At 65.4% G+C, this 19,370-nt stretch carries 16 protein-coding genes; 7 read left to right on the top strand and 9 right to left on the bottom strand.

The genetic code is table 11. The features are described from left to right. The first annotated feature begins 18 nt into the window (after positions 1 to 18). Positions 19 to 459: a DoxX family protein gene (locus RT688_RS01125; RefSeq protein ID WP_409521859.1), complete on the top strand. Its 441-nt coding sequence runs from the start codon at positions 19 to 21 to the stop codon at positions 457 to 459. 1 nt (position 460) lies between these two features. Here RT688_RS01125 and RT688_RS01120 read toward each other — a convergent pair whose 3' ends face one another. Then, positions 461 to 1,360: a LysR family transcriptional regulator gene (locus tag RT688_RS01120; protein ID WP_313703011.1), complete on the bottom strand. Its 900-nt coding sequence runs from the start codon at positions 1,358 to 1,360 to the stop codon at positions 461 to 463. Positions 1,361 to 1,465: 105 nt separating this feature from the next. Here RT688_RS01120 and RT688_RS01115 point away from each other — a divergent pair, with 105 nt between their 5' ends. Beyond that, entirely contained in the window at positions 1,466 to 2,233 is a 768-nt protein-coding gene (locus RT688_RS01115; RefSeq protein WP_313703010.1) for an SDR family oxidoreductase, read from the top strand. A gap of 5 nt (positions 2,234 to 2,238) precedes the next feature. Here RT688_RS01115 and RT688_RS01110 read toward each other — a convergent pair whose 3' ends face one another. From RT688_RS01110 to tssE, 5 genes are all read right to left on the bottom strand, one after another. Continuing rightward, the gene (locus RT688_RS01110) at positions 2,239 to 3,747 is read right to left on the bottom strand and encodes a TonB C-terminal domain-containing protein (RefSeq protein WP_313703009.1); all 1,509 of its coding nucleotides are present in this window, start codon (positions 3,745 to 3,747) and stop codon (positions 2,239 to 2,241) included. Positions 3,748 to 3,750: 3 nt separating this feature from the next. After that, positions 3,751 to 5,463: a molecular chaperone HscC gene (locus RT688_RS01105; protein ID WP_313703008.1), complete on the bottom strand. Its 1,713-nt coding sequence runs from the start codon at positions 5,461 to 5,463 to the stop codon at positions 3,751 to 3,753. Between the two features lie 385 nt (positions 5,464 to 5,848). Beyond that, positions 5,849 to 6,934, bottom strand: a complete 1,086-nt coding sequence (gene tssG / locus RT688_RS01100) for a type VI secretion system baseplate subunit TssG (protein WP_313703007.1) — start codon at positions 6,932 to 6,934, stop codon at positions 5,849 to 5,851. Further along, entirely contained in the window at positions 6,898 to 8,730 is a 1,833-nt protein-coding gene (tssF, locus tag RT688_RS01095; RefSeq protein WP_313703006.1) for a type VI secretion system baseplate subunit TssF, read from the bottom strand. The genes tssG and tssF overlap by 37 nt, the downstream gene beginning before the upstream one ends. 1 nt (position 8,731) lies before the next feature. Next, positions 8,732 to 9,214: a type VI secretion system baseplate subunit TssE gene (gene tssE / locus RT688_RS01090; RefSeq protein ID WP_313703005.1), complete on the bottom strand. Its 483-nt coding sequence runs from the start codon at positions 9,212 to 9,214 to the stop codon at positions 8,732 to 8,734. A 262-nt stretch (positions 9,215 to 9,476) separates the two neighbouring features. Here tssE and tssK point away from each other — a divergent pair, with 262 nt between their 5' ends. The 3 genes from tssK to RT688_RS01075 all read left to right on the top strand — a co-directional run bounded on the left by tssK (position 9,477) and on the right by RT688_RS01075 (position 13,059). Continuing rightward, the gene (gene tssK, locus RT688_RS01085; RefSeq protein WP_313703004.1) at positions 9,477 to 10,817 is read left to right on the top strand and encodes a type VI secretion system baseplate subunit TssK; all 1,341 of its coding nucleotides are present in this window, start codon (positions 9,477 to 9,479) and stop codon (positions 10,815 to 10,817) included. Between the two features lie 364 nt (positions 10,818 to 11,181). Continuing rightward, positions 11,182 to 12,189 (top strand): hypothetical protein, encoded by a 1,008-nt coding sequence (locus RT688_RS01080; RefSeq protein ID WP_313703003.1) that lies wholly within the window; start codon positions 11,182 to 11,184, stop codon positions 12,187 to 12,189. 39 nt (positions 12,190 to 12,228) lie between these two features. Further along, positions 12,229 to 13,059, top strand: a complete 831-nt coding sequence (locus RT688_RS01075; protein WP_313703002.1) for a hypothetical protein — start codon at positions 12,229 to 12,231, stop codon at positions 13,057 to 13,059. A gap of 52 nt (positions 13,060 to 13,111) precedes the next feature. On the opposite strand, the gene RT688_RS01070 is transcribed toward RT688_RS01075, so the two are convergent. After that, the gene (locus RT688_RS01070; protein WP_313703001.1) at positions 13,112 to 14,059 is read right to left on the bottom strand and encodes a hypothetical protein; all 948 of its coding nucleotides are present in this window, start codon (positions 14,057 to 14,059) and stop codon (positions 13,112 to 13,114) included. 353 nt (positions 14,060 to 14,412) lie between these two features. Then, positions 14,413 to 16,242, bottom strand: a complete 1,830-nt coding sequence (glmS, locus tag RT688_RS01065; RefSeq protein WP_313703000.1) for a glutamine--fructose-6-phosphate transaminase (isomerizing) — start codon at positions 16,240 to 16,242, stop codon at positions 14,413 to 14,415. A gap of 157 nt (positions 16,243 to 16,399) precedes the next feature. Here glmS and RT688_RS01060 point away from each other — a divergent pair, with 157 nt between their 5' ends. After that, entirely contained in the window at positions 16,400 to 16,873 is a 474-nt protein-coding gene (locus RT688_RS01060; RefSeq protein ID WP_313702999.1) for an Lrp/AsnC family transcriptional regulator, read from the top strand. Between the two features lie 155 nt (positions 16,874 to 17,028). On the opposite strand, the gene glmU is transcribed toward RT688_RS01060, so the two are convergent. Then, the gene (glmU, locus tag RT688_RS01055) at positions 17,029 to 18,408 is read right to left on the bottom strand and encodes a bifunctional UDP-N-acetylglucosamine diphosphorylase/glucosamine-1-phosphate N-acetyltransferase GlmU (RefSeq protein WP_313702998.1); all 1,380 of its coding nucleotides are present in this window, start codon (positions 18,406 to 18,408) and stop codon (positions 17,029 to 17,031) included. A gap of 29 nt (positions 18,409 to 18,437) precedes the next feature. On the opposite strand from glmU, the gene RT688_RS01050 reads away from it, so the two are divergent. Further along, the gene (locus tag RT688_RS01050; RefSeq protein ID WP_313702997.1) at positions 18,438 to 19,334 is read left to right on the top strand and encodes a DUF6279 family lipoprotein; all 897 of its coding nucleotides are present in this window, start codon (positions 18,438 to 18,440) and stop codon (positions 19,332 to 19,334) included. Positions 19,335 to 19,370: the final 36 nt, after the last annotated feature.

Below are 19,370 nucleotides of genomic sequence, written 5' to 3'. Positions count from 1 at the left end.
ATTCACGGAGAGCGCGACATGAGCACGGAAACGCAAGCAATGGATGCCGCAACGCTGTCTCGTTACGATGACCTCGGCAAGCTGGTGCTGCGCCTGGCGCTGGGCCTGATGCTGCTGTTGCACGGTATCGCCAAGCTGGTCGGCGGCATCGGTTTCGTCACCGGCGCGCTGCAGAAGATGGGCCTGCCGGAGGCGATCGGCTACCTGGTCTACGTCGGCGAGGTGATCGCGCCGCTATTCGTCGTGTTCGGCCTGTGGACGCGGCTGGGCGCGCTGATCATTGCCGGCAACATGATCGTGGCCGTGCTGCTGGTGCACACGGCGCAGTTCTTCGCCCTGAACGCCACCGGCGGCTGGGAGCTGGAACTGCAGGGCATGTTCTTCTTTGCGGCCGTGGCCCTGGTCCTGCTTGGCGCCGGCCGCTACAGCATCGGCGGACGCGCGGGACGCTGGAACTGAATCACCAAGCGCCGGCCAGGCCGTGTTCGCAGATCCAGTCGACGAATACGCGCACGCGCGCCGACAACTGGCGGTTGCGCGCATAGACGACCGACACCGGCAGCGGCGCCGGGCGGTAAGCCGGCAGCACCTCGACCAGCCGGCCGTCGGCGAGCAGCGCGTCGACGCCGTGACGCGGCACCTGCACCATGCCCAAACCGGCGAGACAGGCGGCGAGGTAGGCGTCGCTGCTGCTGACCGACATCGCACTTTGCATCTTCACGCGCCGGGTTTCGCCCCGTTCCACCCATTCCCACGGCAACTCGCGCCCGGCGCGGGTAGAAAAATAGCTCACGGCGACATGTCCGGGCAGGTCGGCCGGCGTGAGCGGAATCCCATGGCGCGCGATATAGGCCGGCGCTGCGCAGTTCACCTGCGCCATCTCGCCAATGCGGCGCGCCACCAGGCTCGAATCGGCCAGGGGCCCGACCCGCACCGCGCAGTCGACGCCTTCGCCGACCAGGTCGACAAAGCGGTCGCTGGCCGCCATGCGGATCTGGATGTCGGGATAGCGCGCGAAGAAATCAGGCAGGGCCGGGATGATCGACAGGCGCGCCAGGCGCTCGGGCAAGTCGACGCGCACCACGCCGCGCGGGCGCGTGCGCGCACCGGAAAACAGCGACTGGGCATCGTCGATGTCGGCAAGCAGGCGGGTGCAGCGCTCGAGATACAGCGCGCCATCGTCGGTCAGCGTGACCTTGCGCGTGGTCCGGTGCAGCAGGCGCACGCCGAGTTCGCGCTCGAGCTCCTGCACGATATGGGTGACCGTGGCCGCCGGCAGCGCCAGCCGCTCGGCCGCCCGGCTGAAGCTGCCGAGCGTGGCCACCTGGGAAAAGACCTGCATCGCACGTGCGACATCCATCGAGCAATTATTGATATGAGCTGAATAATGAATTGATTATATGCGTATTTATTCAGCAAGACGAAAGATCTACACTGCTCGCATCCGATCCAACAAGGAAAAACGATGACATACGCAGCACAATCGGCAGGAACAGGAAACGGCAAAGCGGCCATCGTCACCGGCGCCTCGCGCGGCATCGGGCGCGCGATCGCCCTGCGCCTGGCGCGCGACGGCTTCGCGGTCGCGGTGAACTACGCCAGCCGGATACAGGACGCCGCGGCAGTGGTGGCCGAGATCGGGACAGCCGGCGGCCGCGCCGTGGCGATCAAGGCCGACGTCGCCCAGGCCGGCGACGCCCGGCGCCTGTTCGACGAGGCGCAGGCGGCGTTCGGAGACATCGACGTCGTGATCAACAACGCCGGTGTCATCCAGCCCGGCACGACGATGCTGGCCGATACCGACGACGCGCTCTACGAGCGCATCTTTGCGATCAACACGCGCGGCACCTTTCACATGCTGCGCCTGGCCGCCACGCGCCTGCGCCATGGCGGGCGCATCGTGAATTTCTCGACCAGCGCCATCGGCCTTGCGCTGCCGGGCTATGCCGTCTACGCCGGCGCCAAGGCGGCGATCGAAACCTTCACCAACATCTTCGCCAAGGAAATGCGCGGCAAGCGCATCTCGGTGATGTGCGTGGCGCCGGGGCCGACCGCCACCGAGTTGTTCCTGGACGGGAAGCCGCCCGAGCTGGTCGCCCGCCTGGCGCAGGCCGCCCCGCTCGAACGCCTCGGCACGCCGGAGGACATCGCGAATACGGTCGCCTTCCTGGTCGGGCCGGAGGGCGAGTGGGTAAACGGGCAGACGCTGCGGGTGAATGGCGGGATCGTCTAGGCCGATTACTCTTCCAGCATCGCTGGGACCGTTGTGGACAGTTCCGGCGCCGGAACCGGCGGCGCTTCCCCGGCACCGGCCGGCGCGCCAGCTGGCGCATCGATCGGTGCATCGGCCGGCGCATCGCTCAGAGCAATGGCAGCCGGCCGGGCACGCGCACGCGGCTCGGCCGCCGGCAGCTGCGGCTTCGCGGGCGCGCTGCTTCCCGATATGGTGACCTGGAATATGCGCGACACGCCTGGCGGAAACGGCTTGGCGTCGAGGATCGCGCGCGCGACTGCCATGTCGAAATCCGGGTCGCCCGACGATGGCTCGATCATGTCGGTGGCATTTACCGTGCCGTCGTCGAGCAGGAATACTTCATACGTGACCGAGAGCGTACCGGCACGGGTCGGCGTATAGCGCACGGGCGCCAGGTGCTGCTTTATCAGTTCCGGTGGCGGTGGCGCGCTGGCCTGGATCGGCGGCGGCGCGGGCGGCGCGGACGCCGGCTTGCGTGCCATGTCGTACAACGCGTGCAACACGAAGAAAGCGACAAAGAAGAACACCAGGTACATGAACCAGCGCGCCAGCCGTTCCCGTTTGCTGGTGCCGGGCGGCGGCTCGATGTCGACGGCGTGCTCGGCGTGGACCGTACGCCAGTGTTCGATCTTGTCGGTATCGGCGACCACGGCCAGCAGCGCCGGAAAGCGCAGTTCGATGTTCTCCAGCTCGTCCATGTGGTCGAGCACTTCCTGCACGCTGGCCGGTTCCTGGCGGCGCAGGATCGCGGCGATGCGCTCCTGCACGCCGCGCTTCACCGGCGGCTGGGTATCGAACAGCGCGCGCTCGTCGATGGCCTGGTTCAGCAGGTTGCCGGTATGGCCGAACAGCGCCAGCCGGCGCCGGTCCGCGGCCCAGTCGAACACGTCCACCGCCGCCGGGAACAGGGCCTCGTTGCCCGGATACCAGCCGTGGCCGAGCACGTGCACGATGCGTTCCTCGAACAGCGTGCGCGCGGCGATGCTGTCGAGCTCCGCGTCGCCCAGCCGCGCCAGCAGCAGCGCGCGCCAGGCATGCGGATCGTCCAGGCGGCCCTGTTCGGCCAGCCCGGCCGCGCCCTGGCCCAGACGCTCAAAAACCAGGGCGGCCAGTTGTTCTTCCTGCGGCCGGTCGGGAGGCGCCGGCGCCATGGCCGGTTCCGGTATGGCTTCCATTACAGCCTCCGCTACGGCCTCCAATCCGGTGGCGGGCACCGCTTCCGGCGAGCCTGCCGGCACGGCGGCGGGTATGGGTTCCGGTTCGGGGACATGGGCCGCTGCCGCCGCATTCCCGCTCTCCTGCGCCGCCTCGCGCTCGCGGTACTCGGCCCAGGCCAGCGCGCTTTCGTAGGCGTCGCGCAGGGCCTGGAAACCGGCCGGGTCCAGGCCCTGGTCGATCTGCTTGAGCTTGCGCGCATAGGCACGGCGCACCTCGCGCACGCCGGCCGTCTCGTCCAGCCCGAGCGCGAGCAGGAAGTCGTGGGTTGCGTCCATCCTTCAGTCTTCGGGTAGCAGGAAACTCTGGTGCTCGAAATACTCGAGCACTTGCCGGAACCTGTCGGCCGCAGGTGCGATGACGTGGCGGTCCTGCGATTCGAGTGCGCGCTCGAAATGCACGATCTGCTGGCCCAATTCCTCGCGCGCCGCGCCGCGCAACTGCTGGTACTGGCGCTCGCCACGCGCCAGCAAGGTGCGGTTCTCCATGCTGTCGCGCGGATGGATCTTCAGTTCCGACAGCGCCGCGAAACGCTGGGCGATTTCCTGCTCGCTGAGCAGGCCCGGATTACCCTCGATGACCAGGGTGTGCACTTCTCCCGTACGCACCAGCGTCGCCTCCACCTGCAGCAGGCCGTTGACGTCGTAGGTCAGGCGCACGTCGACCGGGTTCTCGTCGCGCGGCGCCGGCGTGAGCTTGATCTTCAGCTGGCCCAGCTTGATGTTGTCGGCCGCCATGCGCGCTTCGCCCTGGAAGATGTTCAGCTCGACTACGGCCTGGTTGTCCTGTATCGGATAGTAGCGCTTGACGCGGCTCACGGGGATCACGGTGTTGCGCTCGATGATGGGATCGAAGTGGCCCTGCGACATGCCGCCGCCGTCGAGGCTGATGGCGGTGTCGGTGCCGAGCGAGTAGGGCGCGACGTCGGTCATCACGACCTCGTCGAGCGCGGCGTCATTCATCTTCAGGCCGGCCTGCACCGCGGCGCCCAGCGCGACCACCTCGTCGGGATTGATGTCGCAGGCGGGGAAGCGCCCGAACATGCGCGCGACCATGCGCCGCACGGTCGGCATGCGCGTGGCGCCGCCGGCCAGCACGATGTTGTCCAGCTCGGCGATCGGCAGGCGCGCGTCGCGCAATGCCCGCTCGACCGGATGGCGCAGGCGCGCCAGCAGGGTGGCGCAGCTCTTTTCCAGTGCCGCCTCGTCGAGTTCCATGAGGTAGTCGGTCTTGCCATCGCCGACGCGCACGGTCGCTTGCGGCGCTTCGCTCAAGGACCGCTTGGCCTGCTCGACCTGGGCATGCAGGCGCTGCATGAAGCGCGCGTCGCGCCGCAGCGAAGCGGGCACCTTGGCGGCGTCGAAAAAACGCTCGACCAGGGTCGCAACGAAATCCTCGCCGCCCAGGTGGTTGTCGCCGGCCGAGGCGCGTACCTCCATCACGTTCTCGAACAAGTCGAGCACGGACACGTCGAAGGTGCCGCCGCCGAGGTCGAAGACGAGGAATTTGGATTCGCTGTCGCGCAGGTGGATGCCATAGGCCAGCGCCGCCGCGGTCGGTTCGTTCAGCAGGCGCTCGACCTTCAGGCCCGCGAGCTGGCCGGCGGCACGCGTGGCCTTGCGCTGGGCATCGGAGAAATAGGCGGGCACGGTGATAATCGCCTCCAGCACCGGCTGGCCGAGCGCGGCTTCCACGTCTTCCTTCAGCGAGCGCAGGATCAGGGCCGACAATTCCTCGGGGCGGAACGCGCGCTTGCCGAGCATGAGCGTCTTGTCGCTGCCCATCAGGCGCTTGAAATTCGCCGCGCTGTGCTGGGGATGCGTTTGAAGGCGTTCGCGCGCCGCGCGGCCGATCAGGATCGAACCGTCGTCGTCGACACTGACGCAGGAAGGCGTCAAGACCTCGCCCAGGCTGTTCGGAATCAGGCGCGGCGCACCGTTTTCCCATACCGCGACCAGGCTGTTGGTCGTGCCCAGGTCGATTCCGACGATCATATTGTTCCTTTTAATTATTAGTTATTACAAATATGATATCTCATCCGCTACACCGGTTCCAGACACGGCAAGAAGCGACGTTCGCGCCGAATACCACGAAGGCGCCCGCCATGCAGATATAGCGTTGTATTAAAGTATACTTTTACCTCAACTAATGTATTTTATAGCAATAATATACTGGATTTCTTTCTTAAATAGCATAGTAATGCTGATTTTTTAGCAATTATAAGAACGAATGATATCTCATGGTGACTGTTGGTTTCACGTGAAACCACATTAGCTATGCGCTTGGTGAATTTGACGATTTTGCTTATTCGCGTGTAATCCCGTAGCGATCACCTGAGACCAGACGTGACGGCGAAGGTTGCCGCGACAACGCGCCGACTCACCCGGCAAGAAGCTCGTAGCGCACGTCGCGCCGGTCCTGTTCCTGCGGGCCCTCGACGAGATAGGCATCCCAGCCCAGGCGCCCCAGCGTGCCGCTGGTCGAGATGGTCACCGGCCGCACCTCGGCCGCGCGCAGCACCAGCTCGATTTCGTATTCGAGCGTGATGCCGGTGAACATCGCCAACAGGCTTTTCAGGGCGCGCGCCGCCATCCCGCCCGGCAGGAAGGCGGTGAAGCCGGCATGGTCGAGCGGCCCGACAATCAGGCGCAGGCGCAGGTCGCGCTGCCAGACGCGCCCGCCCGCGATCGCATCCTTGCCGAGCACGCCGATCTCCCCACCGAGCACAGTTTGCTGGGCCAGCGGCACCTCATACCAGCGGCCGACGAACTGCTCGACTTGCACTGGATGGCCGAAGTATTCCGACAGCACGCGCGCCAGCTGCACGGCCGAGGTGGGCCGGTGCCGGATCGCGCCGGCGAAGTAGCCGATCGATTCGTCGAGCACGGCGCCGTCCGCGCGGCTGGACAGGCGCTTGCGCAGCGATGCATTGCCCAGGCCGGCCAGGGACAGCAGCAGCGGCAGGAAGGCGTCCTGGCCGTCGAGCTGGTACTGGAAGGCCAGCCGGTACTTGCGCCAGGCCGCGTAGAACAGCGCCAGCGAACGGTTCGAGAAGGTGTCGAGGAAGGCGCGCGCGCCCTCGTCCTTTTCGTTGAACAGGTGCTCGGCGATGCGCTCGGTGTAGTGCGCCGGCAGCACGCCGTTCCCGCCCAGCAGGCCCATGAAGGAGGGCGTCAAGCGCACGTACTTCAGCTGCTTCGCCGCCAGCGCGGTCCCGAGCGCGGCGGCGTCGCGCGCAATGTCGCGCGGCTCGGTCTGGATGGCTTCCAGTTGGCTGGCCGGGAAGCGCAGCGAGGTCGAATTCTGGAAGCGCAGGAAGTCGGCGACCAGCTGGCGCGGCGGTGCGCCGTTGCGCTTGAGCCAGAGCTCGAGCACGCGCACCGCTTGGAAGTACTCGAAGCGGTAGGGTTCGCGGAACAGCCGTTCGATTACAGCAGGCTCGAATCGCCGCTTCGTGGCGCACATGAGAGCAATTCCTCACCGTTCTTGTTGGAGACGACCACCAGCCGGGTAAAACTGTTGGCGTGCACATAGAGCGCCAGGAAGCGCTCGACGATGTGGGCAAAGGCGTGGATGCCGCTGCCGACAAAGGCTTCCTCGTCGATGCTCAAGCGCACTTCGACGCCGCGCACCAGGCAAGTAAAGGGGTTGCCGGACATCCAGGCCGTGGCCGCATGCTGGGCGAGGTCGGCGATGCCGCCGATCTGGCGCTGCGACGCGGGAGAGCGCGGCAGGTCGTACAGCGCCAGCATCTCCCGGAAGGCATCGATGCCGCCTTCGGCCAGCGACAGGTGGTTCAGCGACAGGTGCGAGATCAGGCGCCAGTGGGCGCCGCGCCCGCGCCCGAAGCGATAAGAGGGCGTCGGCTTGCGCAGGAAGGCGATCGCGCGCAGGTTCGAGCCGCCCTCGAGGAACAAGTCGCCGCCGGGCTGGCCGTAGCCGAGCAGGGAGGGCAGATCGCGGTTGCTGCAGGTCAGGTCGATGTTCAGGGTATCGGTCTCGACCGCGGCCGGATCGAAGTCGATGTCGACGATCGAGATCTGGGCCTCGAAGCCCGGGCTGCGTTCCATCAGCTCCTCGTCGCGCCGCATCGCCCAGTAGTGGCCGTTCTGCTCCGGCGTCTGCGCGTGCTTCAGCGAATAGAAGGGGCGGAACTCGACGACGGTCTCTCCCTGCGGCGTCTGGCGCACCAGGTTCACGGAATCGATCGAATAGATCTCGTAGGCAAAGGCGCGGCGCGCATCGGCCAGCACCGGGTAGCTGGCGCTGGCGTGGGTCAGGCGGATCGGTTCGCCGCGCTGGCGGAACAGGTTGATCACCGGTGTGCAACCCAGCAGTAGGTTGTTGGTCGACAGGGTCGAGAGCATGCGCGCGGTGTTCGAATCGGCGCGAATGCCCTTGATCCCCAAGTGCAGGGTGATCGAGCGGGCGCCCGGCGGCAGGGCGGCGGCGATGGCCGCCAGGTCGATATCGAAAAAATTGAATTTCTCGGGGAAGCAGAAGTATTCGGTCAGCAGGCGGTAGGCCGCATGTGAGCGGGCCGGGAAATCGATCAGCGCCTCGTCCTCCTCGAAGCCGGCGGCCTTCACCGGAATGGAAGACAGCGCCACCCAGCGCCCGTTGTGGTCGGCCTCGGCCCAGGCGCACAGCCCGCGCATGAACAGCGCATCGCGCAGCGCCGCGCAGAACGAGGGCTCGCCGTCGATGAAGACGCGCAGCGCGGGCAGGGCCGGAATCGGCGCGGCGCCGCCGCCGGTGCTGTGCAGGGTGAGGTGCAGGCAGCTGCTCACGCCGGCGGGCAGGCGCACGGCGTCGGGCGGGCTGGCGATGGGGTCGAAGCCGGCGTGGCTGAAGGCGAGCGGCGCCAGGGTCACCGGATACACGGTGCGGAAGATGCAGGGGGCGCCGCGGATCGGACGCGTACCCAGTTGCGTGCCGCGCGCAATGACGCTGACGCCGCCCTGGGCGCCCTCGGTCTCCACGCGCGCGATCGAGCACGAGGGAAAGGGCCGCAGGTAATGCGGATACAGCACGTCGAACAGGGCCTCGGTGAATTCCGGGTAGTCGTCGTCGAGGCGCTTGGCGATACGGGCATTGAGCAGGGAGAAGGCCTCGATCATGCGCTCGGTGTGCGGGTCCTCGCAGACCTCGCCGCTGATCAGGAGGCGCCCGGCGATCTTCGGATAGCGTTCGGCGAATTCGCGCAGGTTGCGGCGCAGGTAGCCCAGCTCGCTTTCGTAATATGGCAGTAATTGCTCCAACTCAGGCTCCCGCGGGCGCGGCGCGGCCCGCCTTGCTGATGCTGTAGCTCAAGGTCGACGGCTGCAGCACGGCATCGAAATTCACCGTCTCCTGCGCCGCGTTCACGATGAGCAGGGCGGTGATCGCGAAATCGAGCCGGTTGACGCTGTTGGCGCGCAGCTCGAGCGAAGCCTTGACGTCCTTCAGGCGCGGCTCGTGGCGCGCGATGACGCTTTCGATACAGGCGCAGATGTGGGCGCGATCGGTCGGACTCGACAGCGACAGGTCGGCAAAATCGATCAGGCCGTAGCTGACGATCGACGCGGCGCATTCCGGATAGGGTTTCAGGAGTTCCTCGGGGAACACCGAACGCGTGTTGAGCAGGGCTTCGAGATCGCGCGCCACCATGTCCTTCATGTCCTCGAGCAGCGCGCGCGGATTGGCGCCCGCGCGGACCGGCACGCCCAGCAGCCGGTCGAATAATCCAGGCGTAAATCCTTTCATCGCGTCTCCTTTTCTAGCGCGGCCGGTGCGAAGCAAACCGCATGTTGCCACGTTGCGCAGCGCGAACATTTGAGCAACTTCACATGGGCAACTTCTGCCTGTTGTTATTGTTCCGTGAGCAAAGTTCGACCTATATCAACCAAGAGCGTCTGGCAACGCCTTCAGGGCAAGGCGCATCGTCGAAGACAGTACGCAAGTACGGCGAGACGATGCAACGCCGCCATGGAGGCGTTGCCAGGCGCTCCACTTGAGGGATGCCGGAATGAGCAGCAAAGTACTTTGGGGCGAAGGCCTCCTGTTACGCCCACAACACTTCCAGCGCCAGGACGAATACCACGAACACTGCCTGCACAAGGGCATCAAGGCGGTCCACCCTTACGCCTGGGGCGTCGAGCGCCTGCAGCTCGACCGCGAGGCGCTGGCCAGCAACATGCTGCGCGTCGTCGAGCTGGCGGTGCGCTTCCAGGACGGCGAACTGGTCGACGCCCCCGGCGCCGACGCGCTGCCCGATGCGGTCGACCTGAGCCTGCTGACGCAGTCGCAGCAGAGCGTGACGTATTACGTGGCGCTGCCGGGACTGAAACCCTTCAGCGGCAATTTCGCCCAGCCGGGCCAGGCCTCGAACACGGCGCGTTTCGTCCAGGCCAACCAGGACACGCCCGACCTGTACACCGGCGCCGCCCCGGTCCAGCTGGCCTACCTGAAAAAGTCGGTGCGCCTGGTCTCGGAGTTCGAGCCGCGCGACGCCTACGTCCACTTTCCGCTGCTGCGCCTGCGCCGCGTGAGCACCGGCGGCTTCGAGCTCGACCCGGCTTTCGTGCCGCCCAGCCTGACGGTGGCCGCGGCGGCGCCGCTGTTCCAGCAACTGCGGCGCCTGCTCGACGCCCTGCAGGCGAAAGTCAGCGCCCTGTATGGCCACCACCGCGAGCCGAGCAAGAACGTGATCGAGTTCCGCTCGGGCGACATGTCCTCGTTCTGGCTGCTGCACACGGCCAGCGCCGCCTACGCCGAACTGACCCACCATTTTCATCACCCGGCCCTGCATCCGGAGCGGCTGTACGAGCAGCTGCTCGGCGTGGCAGGACGCCTGATGACCTTCTCGAAGAGCTGGACCCTGGCCGACCTGCCGCCCTACCAGCACGCCGACCCCGGCCCCGGCTTCACGAAGCTGCACCAGATCATCCGCGAGCTGCTCGACACCGTGATCTCGTCCAAGTACTTCGCCATCGCCCTCGGCGAAAACCGGCCCTGCTACCACATCGGCATGCTCGACTCGGGCAAGATCGACGAGAAGACCACCTTCTACATCGCGGTGAGCGCCGACATCCCCGCGATCGAACTGGTCGACGTGGTGCCGCTGCGCTTCAAGGTCGGCGCCCCGGACGACGTCGAGAAATTCGTGCTCTCGGCGCTGCCGGGCGTGCGCCTGCAATACACGCCGCAACTGCCGGCCGCGGTGCCGGTGCGGCCCGACACCTGCTACTTCCTTCTGGAAGCGAAGGGGCAGATGTACGAGCGCATGCTCAAGGCGCAGTCGATCTCAATCTACGTGCCGGCCGGGATGAAGGAACTGCGGCTGGAGTTGCTGGCGGTGGCGGCGTAAGGGAAGCGCGCATGTCCGGACCATTGATCACGCTCGGCGACAAGACTCACAGGACGGCGCCAGCCTGAAAACTGGCGGCGGGCGCCGCCGTGCGCCGGCGTGGCATGCCAGCCACATCGTTGCATTGTGATAATTCGATAGTCTTTTTCCCATCGGCACGAGCTACCATTCGCTCCGGCTTGACACCGGCATCGTCATCCCGACGCCCCAGTACACGCCACTATTTCAAACACGCACTCGAAACAACGCCAGGCCTGACCGGCGCCGTATCGTCGATCCCGCGGCGATCGCGGCATCGCCGCATGCGCATGGCTGTCCAGGCCTGGAAACACATAACAACAGCAGCCCCTGAAAGAGAAAAATCATGCACAAACCCCGTTTCTTCCTGGCCCTCGGCTCGGCCCTGCTGCTGTCCGCCTGCGGTGGCGGTGGCGGCAGCAGCGGCACGACGACGAACCCGGGTCCGGTATCGACCCTGTCGCCGATCACCGCCAGCAATGCGACCAAGGTCGCGGCCAACGCCTACGTCGCCGCCAGCGCGATCGACGATTCCTCGTCCTCGCTGGGCGACCTCCTGACCGGCGTCAGCGTCGCGCGGTCCAACATCAGCACGGTGAGGCCGGTGCTCGACCTGGTCAAGCGCGCCTATACCCGCGACGCGACGCCGTTGCTCACCGGTGTGTCGGTCTCCGAGGCGTGTAGCGGCGGCGGCTCGATCACCATCGAGGCCAACCTGCGCAACCAGCAAACGGTGAGCAACGGCGACAGCATCGTCATGATGGCCAACCGCTGCATCGAAGATGGCGAGATGATGAACGGCACCTTCAAGGCCACCTTCTCGAACGTGACCGGCGACGTCCTGAACTCCTGGATCTGGTCCGCCACAGTGGACACCCGCTTCGAGAACTTCAGCATCGCCAGCGGCAGCGAAACGCTCAGCGTGAATGGCGACATGAAGATCGCGATCAACCAGACGAGCGCGAGCAACAGCTCGCTGACGGTGTCGGGCAACTCGCTGCAGACGACCGAGCAGCGCTCCGGCACGACCGTCGCGGCCCGGACGCTGAGCGACTTCAGCATGAACAGCAGTAACCGCAGCGGCACCGTGACCAGCGCCGCCAACTTCGCGATGTCCGGCAATACCGGCGGCCTGGGCCAGTTCTCCTATACGGTCCGGAATATCCAGCCGTTCGTGACCGTCGGCGCCAGCATGCCGAGCTCCGGTGCGCTGGTCGTCACCGGCGCAACCACCGCGGTCACGCTCACCGCGGTCAACGCCTCCGGCGTGCGCCTGGACCTGAGCGACAAGGCCAGCGGCGCCGTCACGCAAACGACGACGGTTAGCTGGCTCGACCTGCTGCTGTCGTTCTGATCGCACCATAGGCGGCAAGCCACGCTGTACGGGCGCGGCTTGCCCATCCTGCCGACTGCGGGCGGCATTTTTTTGATGGAACCCATGAGATTACTACTTCGCGTCGGCCTCGCCGCCGCGCTGCAGGCATGCCTGCTTCCAAGCGCCAGCGCGCAATGGCAGGGCAGCATCGGCGTGAGCGGCCGCGGCGTGGTGCACGCCGAATACGATACAGCCGGCCATCGCGTGGTGCGCGAAACCGGCTGGCTGCCCGGCATCGCACTCGCGGCGTCCTATCAAACGGGCAACGTGACGCTATTCGGCGGCGCCGACTGGTACCGGGACGACATCGCCTACCGCGGCCAGACCCAGGCCGGGGTAGCGGCCAATTCGCGCACCGCCACCACGTTGGGCGCCGTGCGCCTTGGCGCCGCCTATGCCTGGGGTGGCGGATATGCGCTGCGCGCCGCGCTCGAATTGGACCGGTGGCAACGCGATATCGCCGGCACCGGCCGCAGCGTCGGGCTGCAGGAAACCTACCGCTCGGCGCGCCTGATCGCCGGCGTCGGCAAAACCTGGCAGCCTGGCTTCGGCGTGCTGGGCGCGGATGCGGCCGTCGTCCTTTCCACACCAGAGCGCATGCACGTCGCGTTTTCCGGCGTGATCGACCCGGTTTCGCTCGACACCAAACGCGGGCACGGCGTCCGGCTCGGCGCCAGCCTGCGCCCGGCGTTTGCGCCGCGCCTGGAACTGCGCGGCAGTGTCGACTGGATCAAAGTGCCGCGCAGCGACGCCGTGGCGCTGAACGCCAACAATCCCTTCCTGGGCACCGTCGCGCAGCCGGAGCATACGCGGCAAGCGCTCAGCCTGACGGTGGCGGCGCTGTTTTAAGGGGAGGCGGCCGATACAAGGTGCGTCCGACCGCGCCCGGTTTGACAGCCGCCTACGGTTCGCGGTCGTCCCCGATCCCGGCGTCGTCCGAAGTGGTATCGGTACCATGGCTACTCCGGCCTTTATGCACCGGGTCGAGCAGGACCGGGCCGCAGAGTTCGGCCTTGCAAGCGTAGCCGACTACCTGGCCACTGTCGTTAATATCTCGTGGGTAAATGAGGCGGTAGCCTGACGCGGGATCGATCAGCTCGTTCAGGTTGCGTGAACCCCGGCCCGGGGTGTACAGGAACCCACCCTCGCGCGTGTAGACGCCGCCCACGGCCTGTCCGAGATTATTGACACCCCTGGCATAGGAGGGCTCATCCACCAATGTGATACGGGCGCCGTTCTTCCACATGACGGCCCGGCGTCCATCGATATCACCACCAATTTTCTCGGTCCATCCCACAATCTGGCCTGAGCGATTGATGCGGACCGCATGGCTGCCATATCCGGCAGGGGTCGCGAGCGCCCGCATGACGCCGTGCTCATGCAGGAAAGCGATCGTAGCGCCGATCTCGGGCGGCGTGTTCGGGTTGCCCACGTCGCCAACGATCTGACCACGATCGTTGATGCCGAAGCCCGCATCATTGCGTCGCGGCGCGCCGAGCGTGCCGAGGTCGCGCAACGTTCCGTGCCAGGACATGTAAGGCATGGACTGGCCAATCGTGTCGGAAAAACCGCCGACAATCTGGCCCAGGTTATTGATGTCGTTCGCTTCGGAATACAGGCGATTGGCCACCGACAGGCTGCGCGCCCGCCCCTGGACAAACATGACGGCACGCTGCGGCCGGTCAAGCGAATAGGAGACGCCCACCACCTGGTTCTTGTCGTTCAACCCGAGCGGATAGGCGAACGTGTCGCCGGCGAGCGGCGTCAGTTGCGTCAGCTTGCCGCGGTACCAGCAGAACCCTCCATTGCCAAGCAGGCCGCATACCATGCCGCGATGATTGATCATCATGGCCACTCCGGACCCTTGCCCCGGAGTGAACGGCACGAGCGGGATCACTTTATAGGCGTAGTCCGGTCGCGCCTGTCCGGCGGCGGGCCAAAGCACGACAGCGGATAACACCATGCAGCAAACACGTCTGATTCTAAGCACGCTAACCTCCTGATCGGTCGACATGGGCCGGGCGATGCCCGGATAGCCGACTGTAGCAGGAGGCTTGTTCGCGCCGACGGGTGTTCGTCAAACATTGCGCGCTCTCAGGAGCTTGTTGCCGACAGCCCCCGAAGCGGTCGCAGTCGCAGCCGAGCGCATGGGAAGTCTTCGCGCGAAAGGCACGGCGGCGTCAACAGTGCCGCCGCTGCCGCTTACTCCACCGTCACCGACTTCGCCAGATTGCGCGGCTTGTCGACGTCGGTCCCACGCGCCAGCGCCGTGTGGTACGCCAGCAGCTGCAGCGCCGCCACGTGCAGGATCGGCGACAATTCTCCGTAGTGCTCCGGCAGGCGGATCACGTGCACGCCATCGCCCGAGGTGATGCGCGAGTCGACGTCGGCGAACACGTACAGCTGGCCGCCGCGGGCGCGCACTTCCTGCATGTTCGACTTCAGCTTCTCCAGCAGGGCGTCGTTCGGGGCGATGGTCACGACCGGCATCTCTTCGGTCACCAGCGCCAGCGGGCCGTGCTTCAGTTCGCCCGCCGGGTAGGCTTCGGCGTGGATGTACGAGATTTCCTTGAGTTTCAAGGCGCCTTCCAGGGCGATCGGGTAGTGCAGGCCGCGGCCCAGGAACAGGGCGTTTTCCTTGCGCGCGAATTCCTCGGCCCAGGCGATGATCTGCGGCTCCAGCGCCAGCACCGACGACAGCGCGACCGGCAGGTGGCGCATCTGCTTCAGGTGCTCGGCTTCCTCTTCGTCGCTCAGGCGGCCGTTGACCTGCGCCAGCGTCAGCGTCAGCAGGAACAGGGCGGCCAGCTGGGTGGTGAAGGCCTTGGTCGAGGCGACGCCGACTTCGACGCCGGCGCGGGTGATGTAGGCCAGTTCGCATTCGCGCACCATGGCGCTGGTGGCGACGTTGCAGATCGTCAGGGTGTGCGGCATGCCCAGGCTGCGCGCGTGCTTCAGCGCGGCCAGGGTGTCGGCGGTTTCGCCCGACTGCGAGATCGTCACGACCAGGGTCTGCGGGTGCGGCACGCTGTCGCGGTAGCGGTATTCGCTGGCGATCTCGACGTTGACCGGCACCTTGGCGATGCACTCGATCCAGTATTTCGCCGTCAGGCCGGCGTAGTAGCTGGTGCCGCAGGCCAGGATCAGCACGCGGTCGATTTCCTTGAACACCTTATAGGCCTTGTCGCCGAACAGCTCCGGCATGATGCCGGTGACGCCTTCCAGGGTGTCGCCGATGACGCGCGGCTGCTCGAAGATTTCCTTCTGCATGTAGTGGCGATACGGGCCCAGTTCCGCCGCGCCGGTGTGGGCGTGCACGGTTTTCACTTCACGCTCGACCGGGCGGCCTTCGGCGTCGACGATCCAGTAGCGCGACAGTTGCAGGTCGACGACGTCGCCTTCTTCCAGGTAGATGATCTGGTTCGTGGTGCCGGCCAGCGCCATCGCGTCCGAGGCGACGAAATTTTCGCCTTCGCCGACGCCGACGATCAGCGGCGAGCCCTGGCGCGCGGCGACCACGCGGTGCGGTTCCTCGCGCGAGAACACGGCGATCGCGTAGGCGCCGTGCAGGCGTTTCACGGCCTGCTGGACGGTGTCGAACAGGTCGCCGTTGTACATGTGGTCGACCAGGTGGGCGATGACTTCGGTGTCGGTCTGGCTCTGGAACTGGTAGCCCAGTTCGGTCAGTTCGCGGCGCAGTTCGTCGTGGTTTTCGATGATGCCGTTGTGGACCAGGGCGATGCGCGCGCTGTCTTCGTTCGGCGAGAAGTGCGGGTGGGCATTGTGCGAGGCCGGGGCGCCGTGGGTGGCCCAGCGGGTGTGGGCGATGCCGGTAAAGCCCTGCAGGCCGGTGCCTTGCACCTGCGTTTCGAGGTCGGCCACGCGCGAGGTGCTGCGCGAGCGCGCCAGGCGGCCATCCACGTGCAGGGCGACGCCGCAGGAATCGTAGCCCCGGTACTCGAGGCGCTTCAGGCCCTCGATCAGGATGGGGGTGATGTTACGTTGCGCTACCGCGCCAACAATGCCGCACATGGAAGATCCTCGTCTAAAAAATTAGCAATAATGCATATCCTATGGCAATGCGCGTGAAATAAGCTTTCAGAATTCAAGCTAAAACGTTATAAAATTTCACGATCGTAGAACAATGAAATATTATTTCATCTGAACCTGAATTTTTATATTTAATTTCATGACTGACACCACCCAGCCTTTGGACGAACTTGATCGTCGCATCCTCAATGCCCTGCAGACTGACGCATCGCATACCAATGCCGAATTGGCGGAGCTGGTCCACGTCTCGCCGCCGACTTGTCTGCGCCGCGTCAAGCAGCTCACCGATGCAGGTGTTATCGAAAGGCAAGTTGCCATCGTCGATCCGGACAAGGTCGGCGCGCGCCTGACCGCCATCGTCGAAATCACGCTCGACGTCCAGGCGGCCGACCGCATGGAACAGTTCGAGCAGCGCGTGGCCGGCGAGGAAGCGGTGCTGCAGTGCTACCGCGTCGCCCCGGGGCCGGATTTCGTGCTGGTGGTGCAGGTCGTCGACATGCCGGCCTACCACGCGCTGGCGCACCGCCTGTTCGCGACCCACGCCAACGTGCGCAACGTGAAGACGTATTTTTCGACCTTCCGCAGCAAGTTCGAGACCCGCATCGCCGTCTGAGACGATGGAACAGCTGTGGATAAGTCGGTGGATGAGTATGTGGAAGGCGGGAGGGTAACCCCGGGATAAGCCGGTGGATTACCCTGTGATTACCTTGTGATTTTGTTGTCAATAAGCTGTCCATATCCGGTGGATTGGCTGTGGACAGCACGACCTCACTTCTTCTTCTTCTTGACCGGGCGGTTCCAGCCTTCGACCGTCATCTGCTTGGGACGCGAGATGGTCAATTTACCGGCCGGCGCGTCCTTCGTGAGCGTGGTGCCGGCGCCCAGCGTTGCGCCCTTGCCGACGGTCACCGGGGCCACCAGCTGGCTGTCGCTGCCGATGAAGGCGTCGTCCTCGATCACGGTGCGGAATTTATTGGCGCCGTCGTAATTACACGTGATGGTGCCGGCGCCGATGTTCACGCGCGAGCCGACCGTGGCGTCGCCGACATAGGCAAGGTGGTTCGCCTTGCTGTGCGCAGCGACCTGGCTATTCTTGATCTCGACAAAGTTACCCACATGGACGTCTTCGCCCAGCTCGGTGCCCGGGCGCAGGCGCGCGTAGGGGCCGATCTGCGATTGCGGGCCGACGACGGCTTCCTCGATGTGGCAGAAGGGCTTGATGGTGGCGCCTTGCGCGACCTTCGCGTTCACCAGCACGCAGTGCGGGCCGACGGTGACGCCGTCGGCCAGCTCGACGCGGCCTTCGAACACGCAGCCGACGTCGATCACGACGTCGCGCCCGCAGACCAGTTCGCCACGCACGTCGATGCGCGCCGGGTCCATCAAGGTCACACCCTTTTCCAGCAGCGCGTTGGCGATGTTCAGCTGGTGGCGGCGCTCGAGCTCGGCCAGTTGGACCTTGCTGTTCACGCCCGCGACTTCCCATTCGGCCGAGGGCGAGGCCGAGACCACCTCGACGCCATCATTCACGGCCTGGGCGACGATGTCGGTCAGGTAGTACTCGCCCTGGGCATTGTTGTTCGACAGGGCGGCGAGCCAGCGCTTCAGGTGGCGGGTCGGGATGCACATGATGCCGCTGTTGATCTCGCGGATCGCGCGTTCGGTGTCGCTGGCATCCTTTTCCTCGACGATGCGGACGATGCGGCCGTTTTCGCGCACGATGCGGCCCAGGCCGAAGGGATTGTTTTGTTCCACGGTCAGGATGCCGAGCTTGTCGCTGCCGGCGGCCTCGACGAGGCGGCGCAGCGAGGCTTCCTGGGTCAGCGGCACGTCGCCGTACAGCACCAGGGTCGGCGCGTCCTCGATCAGTTGCGGCACGGCCTGCATTACCGCATGGCCGGTGCCCAGCTGGGGTTGCTGCAGGGCGGTGTCGATCGGCGCCTGGCCGTCTTGCGCCAGCCCGGCCACCATCTCCGGCACCGCTGCGCCGCCGTGACCGTAGATCACGCATAATTTGCTCGGCGACAGGCTACGCGCCGTATCGATGACGTGCTGCAACAGCGGCTTTCCAGCCAGCGGGTGCAACACTTTAGGCAGGGCGGACTGCATCCGCTTCCCCATGCCGGCGGCAAGGATGACAACGTTCATAAGCCGATTTTCACAGAAGAGTTAATAAGATGAAAAAGTCTATCACGCAAGATACCTTGTTCCAGCGCACGCGTGCGTTGTTCCTGATCGCGCTGATCGCCTTGCTGGCAGCCTGCAGCACCATCCGCTTCAGCTACAACCATGGCGACACCTTACTGTACTGGTGGCTGGACGCCTATGTGGATTTCGAAGGCGATCAGGCCGACTGGGTCAAACGTGATATCCGGGAACTGTTCCAATGGCATAGAAAAACCCAGTTGCAGGACTATGCGGCGCTGCTCGGCAAGTTCCAGCGCCAGCTGGCCGCCAATCCGACCCAGGCCGACCTGGTGAACGCCTACAAGGAAATCCGTAACCGCACCGAGGTGCTGGCCTACCGCGCCGTGCCCGACATGGCCGACCTGGCGCTGTCGCTCACGCCCGACCAGATCCATCAAATGGAACAGCGCTTCGAGAAAAAGAACAATGAATACCGCCGCAAGTTCGTCAGCGGCAGCGTCGAGAAGCGCAACGAGGCGCGCTTCGACAAATCGATGGAGCAATTCAAGCTCTGGTTCGGCAGCTTCAGCCGCGAGCAGGAAGCGGCGCTGCGCCGCGCCTCGGATGCGCGTCCGCTCGACAACCAGATCTGGCTGGAAGAGCGAATCGATCGCCAGCGCAAGATCCTGGCCCTGGTGCGCAAGATCCAGGCGGACAAGCCGAACAAGGAACAGGCCGCGACCATGATCACGGCCCTGATCCGCGAATTTTTCGGCCGCATGGATGCGCCCGAGCGCAAGAGCTTCTACGACAGCTATACGCATGCGACGACCAACTACATCCTGACCGCGATCCGGATGACCACGCCGGAGCAGAAGGCGCATGCCCACAAGCGCATGCAAGGCTGGATCGACGACTTCAACGCGCTCGCCCGGGAAGCAAAGTAAGCCCGCGAAATCGGGGGCAAGGGCGCATGGTATAGT

Source organism: Massilia sp., assembly GCF_032106685.1.
In the GTDB taxonomy this organism is placed as follows: domain Bacteria; phylum Pseudomonadota; class Gammaproteobacteria; order Burkholderiales; family Burkholderiaceae_D; genus Telluria.
Note: the sequence above shows the minus strand (reverse complement) of the source record. Positions and strands in the feature narration are given on the sequence as shown.

Excerpts from the sequence above, each read along its gene's own strand:
- RT688_RS01125 (WP_409521859.1), top strand. The coding sequence starts at position 19 with ATGAGCACGGAAACGCAAGCAATGGATGCCGCAACGCTGTCTCGTTAC.
- RT688_RS01120 (WP_313703011.1), bottom strand. The coding sequence starts at position 1,360 with ATGGATGTCGCACGTGCGATGCAGGTCTTTTCCCAGGTGGCCACGCTC.
- RT688_RS01115 (WP_313703010.1), top strand. The coding sequence starts at position 1,466 with ATGACATACGCAGCACAATCGGCAGGAACAGGAAACGGCAAAGCGGCC.
- RT688_RS01110 (WP_313703009.1), bottom strand. The coding sequence starts at position 3,747 with ATGGACGCAACCCACGACTTCCTGCTCGCGCTCGGGCTGGACGAGACG.
- RT688_RS01105 (WP_313703008.1), bottom strand. The coding sequence starts at position 5,463 with ATGATCGTCGGAATCGACCTGGGCACGACCAACAGCCTGGTCGCGGTA.
- tssG (WP_313703007.1), bottom strand. The coding sequence starts at position 6,934 with ATGTGCGCCACGAAGCGGCGATTCGAGCCTGCTGTAATCGAACGGCTG.
- tssE (WP_313703005.1), bottom strand. The coding sequence starts at position 9,214 with ATGAAAGGATTTACGCCTGGATTATTCGACCGGCTGCTGGGCGTGCCG.
- tssK (WP_313703004.1), top strand. The coding sequence starts at position 9,477 with ATGAGCAGCAAAGTACTTTGGGGCGAAGGCCTCCTGTTACGCCCACAA.
- RT688_RS01080 (WP_313703003.1), top strand. The coding sequence starts at position 11,182 with ATGCACAAACCCCGTTTCTTCCTGGCCCTCGGCTCGGCCCTGCTGCTG.
- RT688_RS01070 (WP_313703001.1), bottom strand. The coding sequence starts at position 14,059 with ATGATGATCAATCATCGCGGCATGGTATGCGGCCTGCTTGGCAATGGA.
- glmS (WP_313703000.1), bottom strand. The coding sequence starts at position 16,242 with ATGTGCGGCATTGTTGGCGCGGTAGCGCAACGTAACATCACCCCCATC.
- RT688_RS01060 (WP_313702999.1), top strand. The coding sequence starts at position 16,400 with ATGACTGACACCACCCAGCCTTTGGACGAACTTGATCGTCGCATCCTC.
- glmU (WP_313702998.1), bottom strand. The coding sequence starts at position 18,408 with ATGAACGTTGTCATCCTTGCCGCCGGCATGGGGAAGCGGATGCAGTCC.
- RT688_RS01050 (WP_313702997.1), top strand. The coding sequence starts at position 18,438 with ATGAAAAAGTCTATCACGCAAGATACCTTGTTCCAGCGCACGCGTGCG.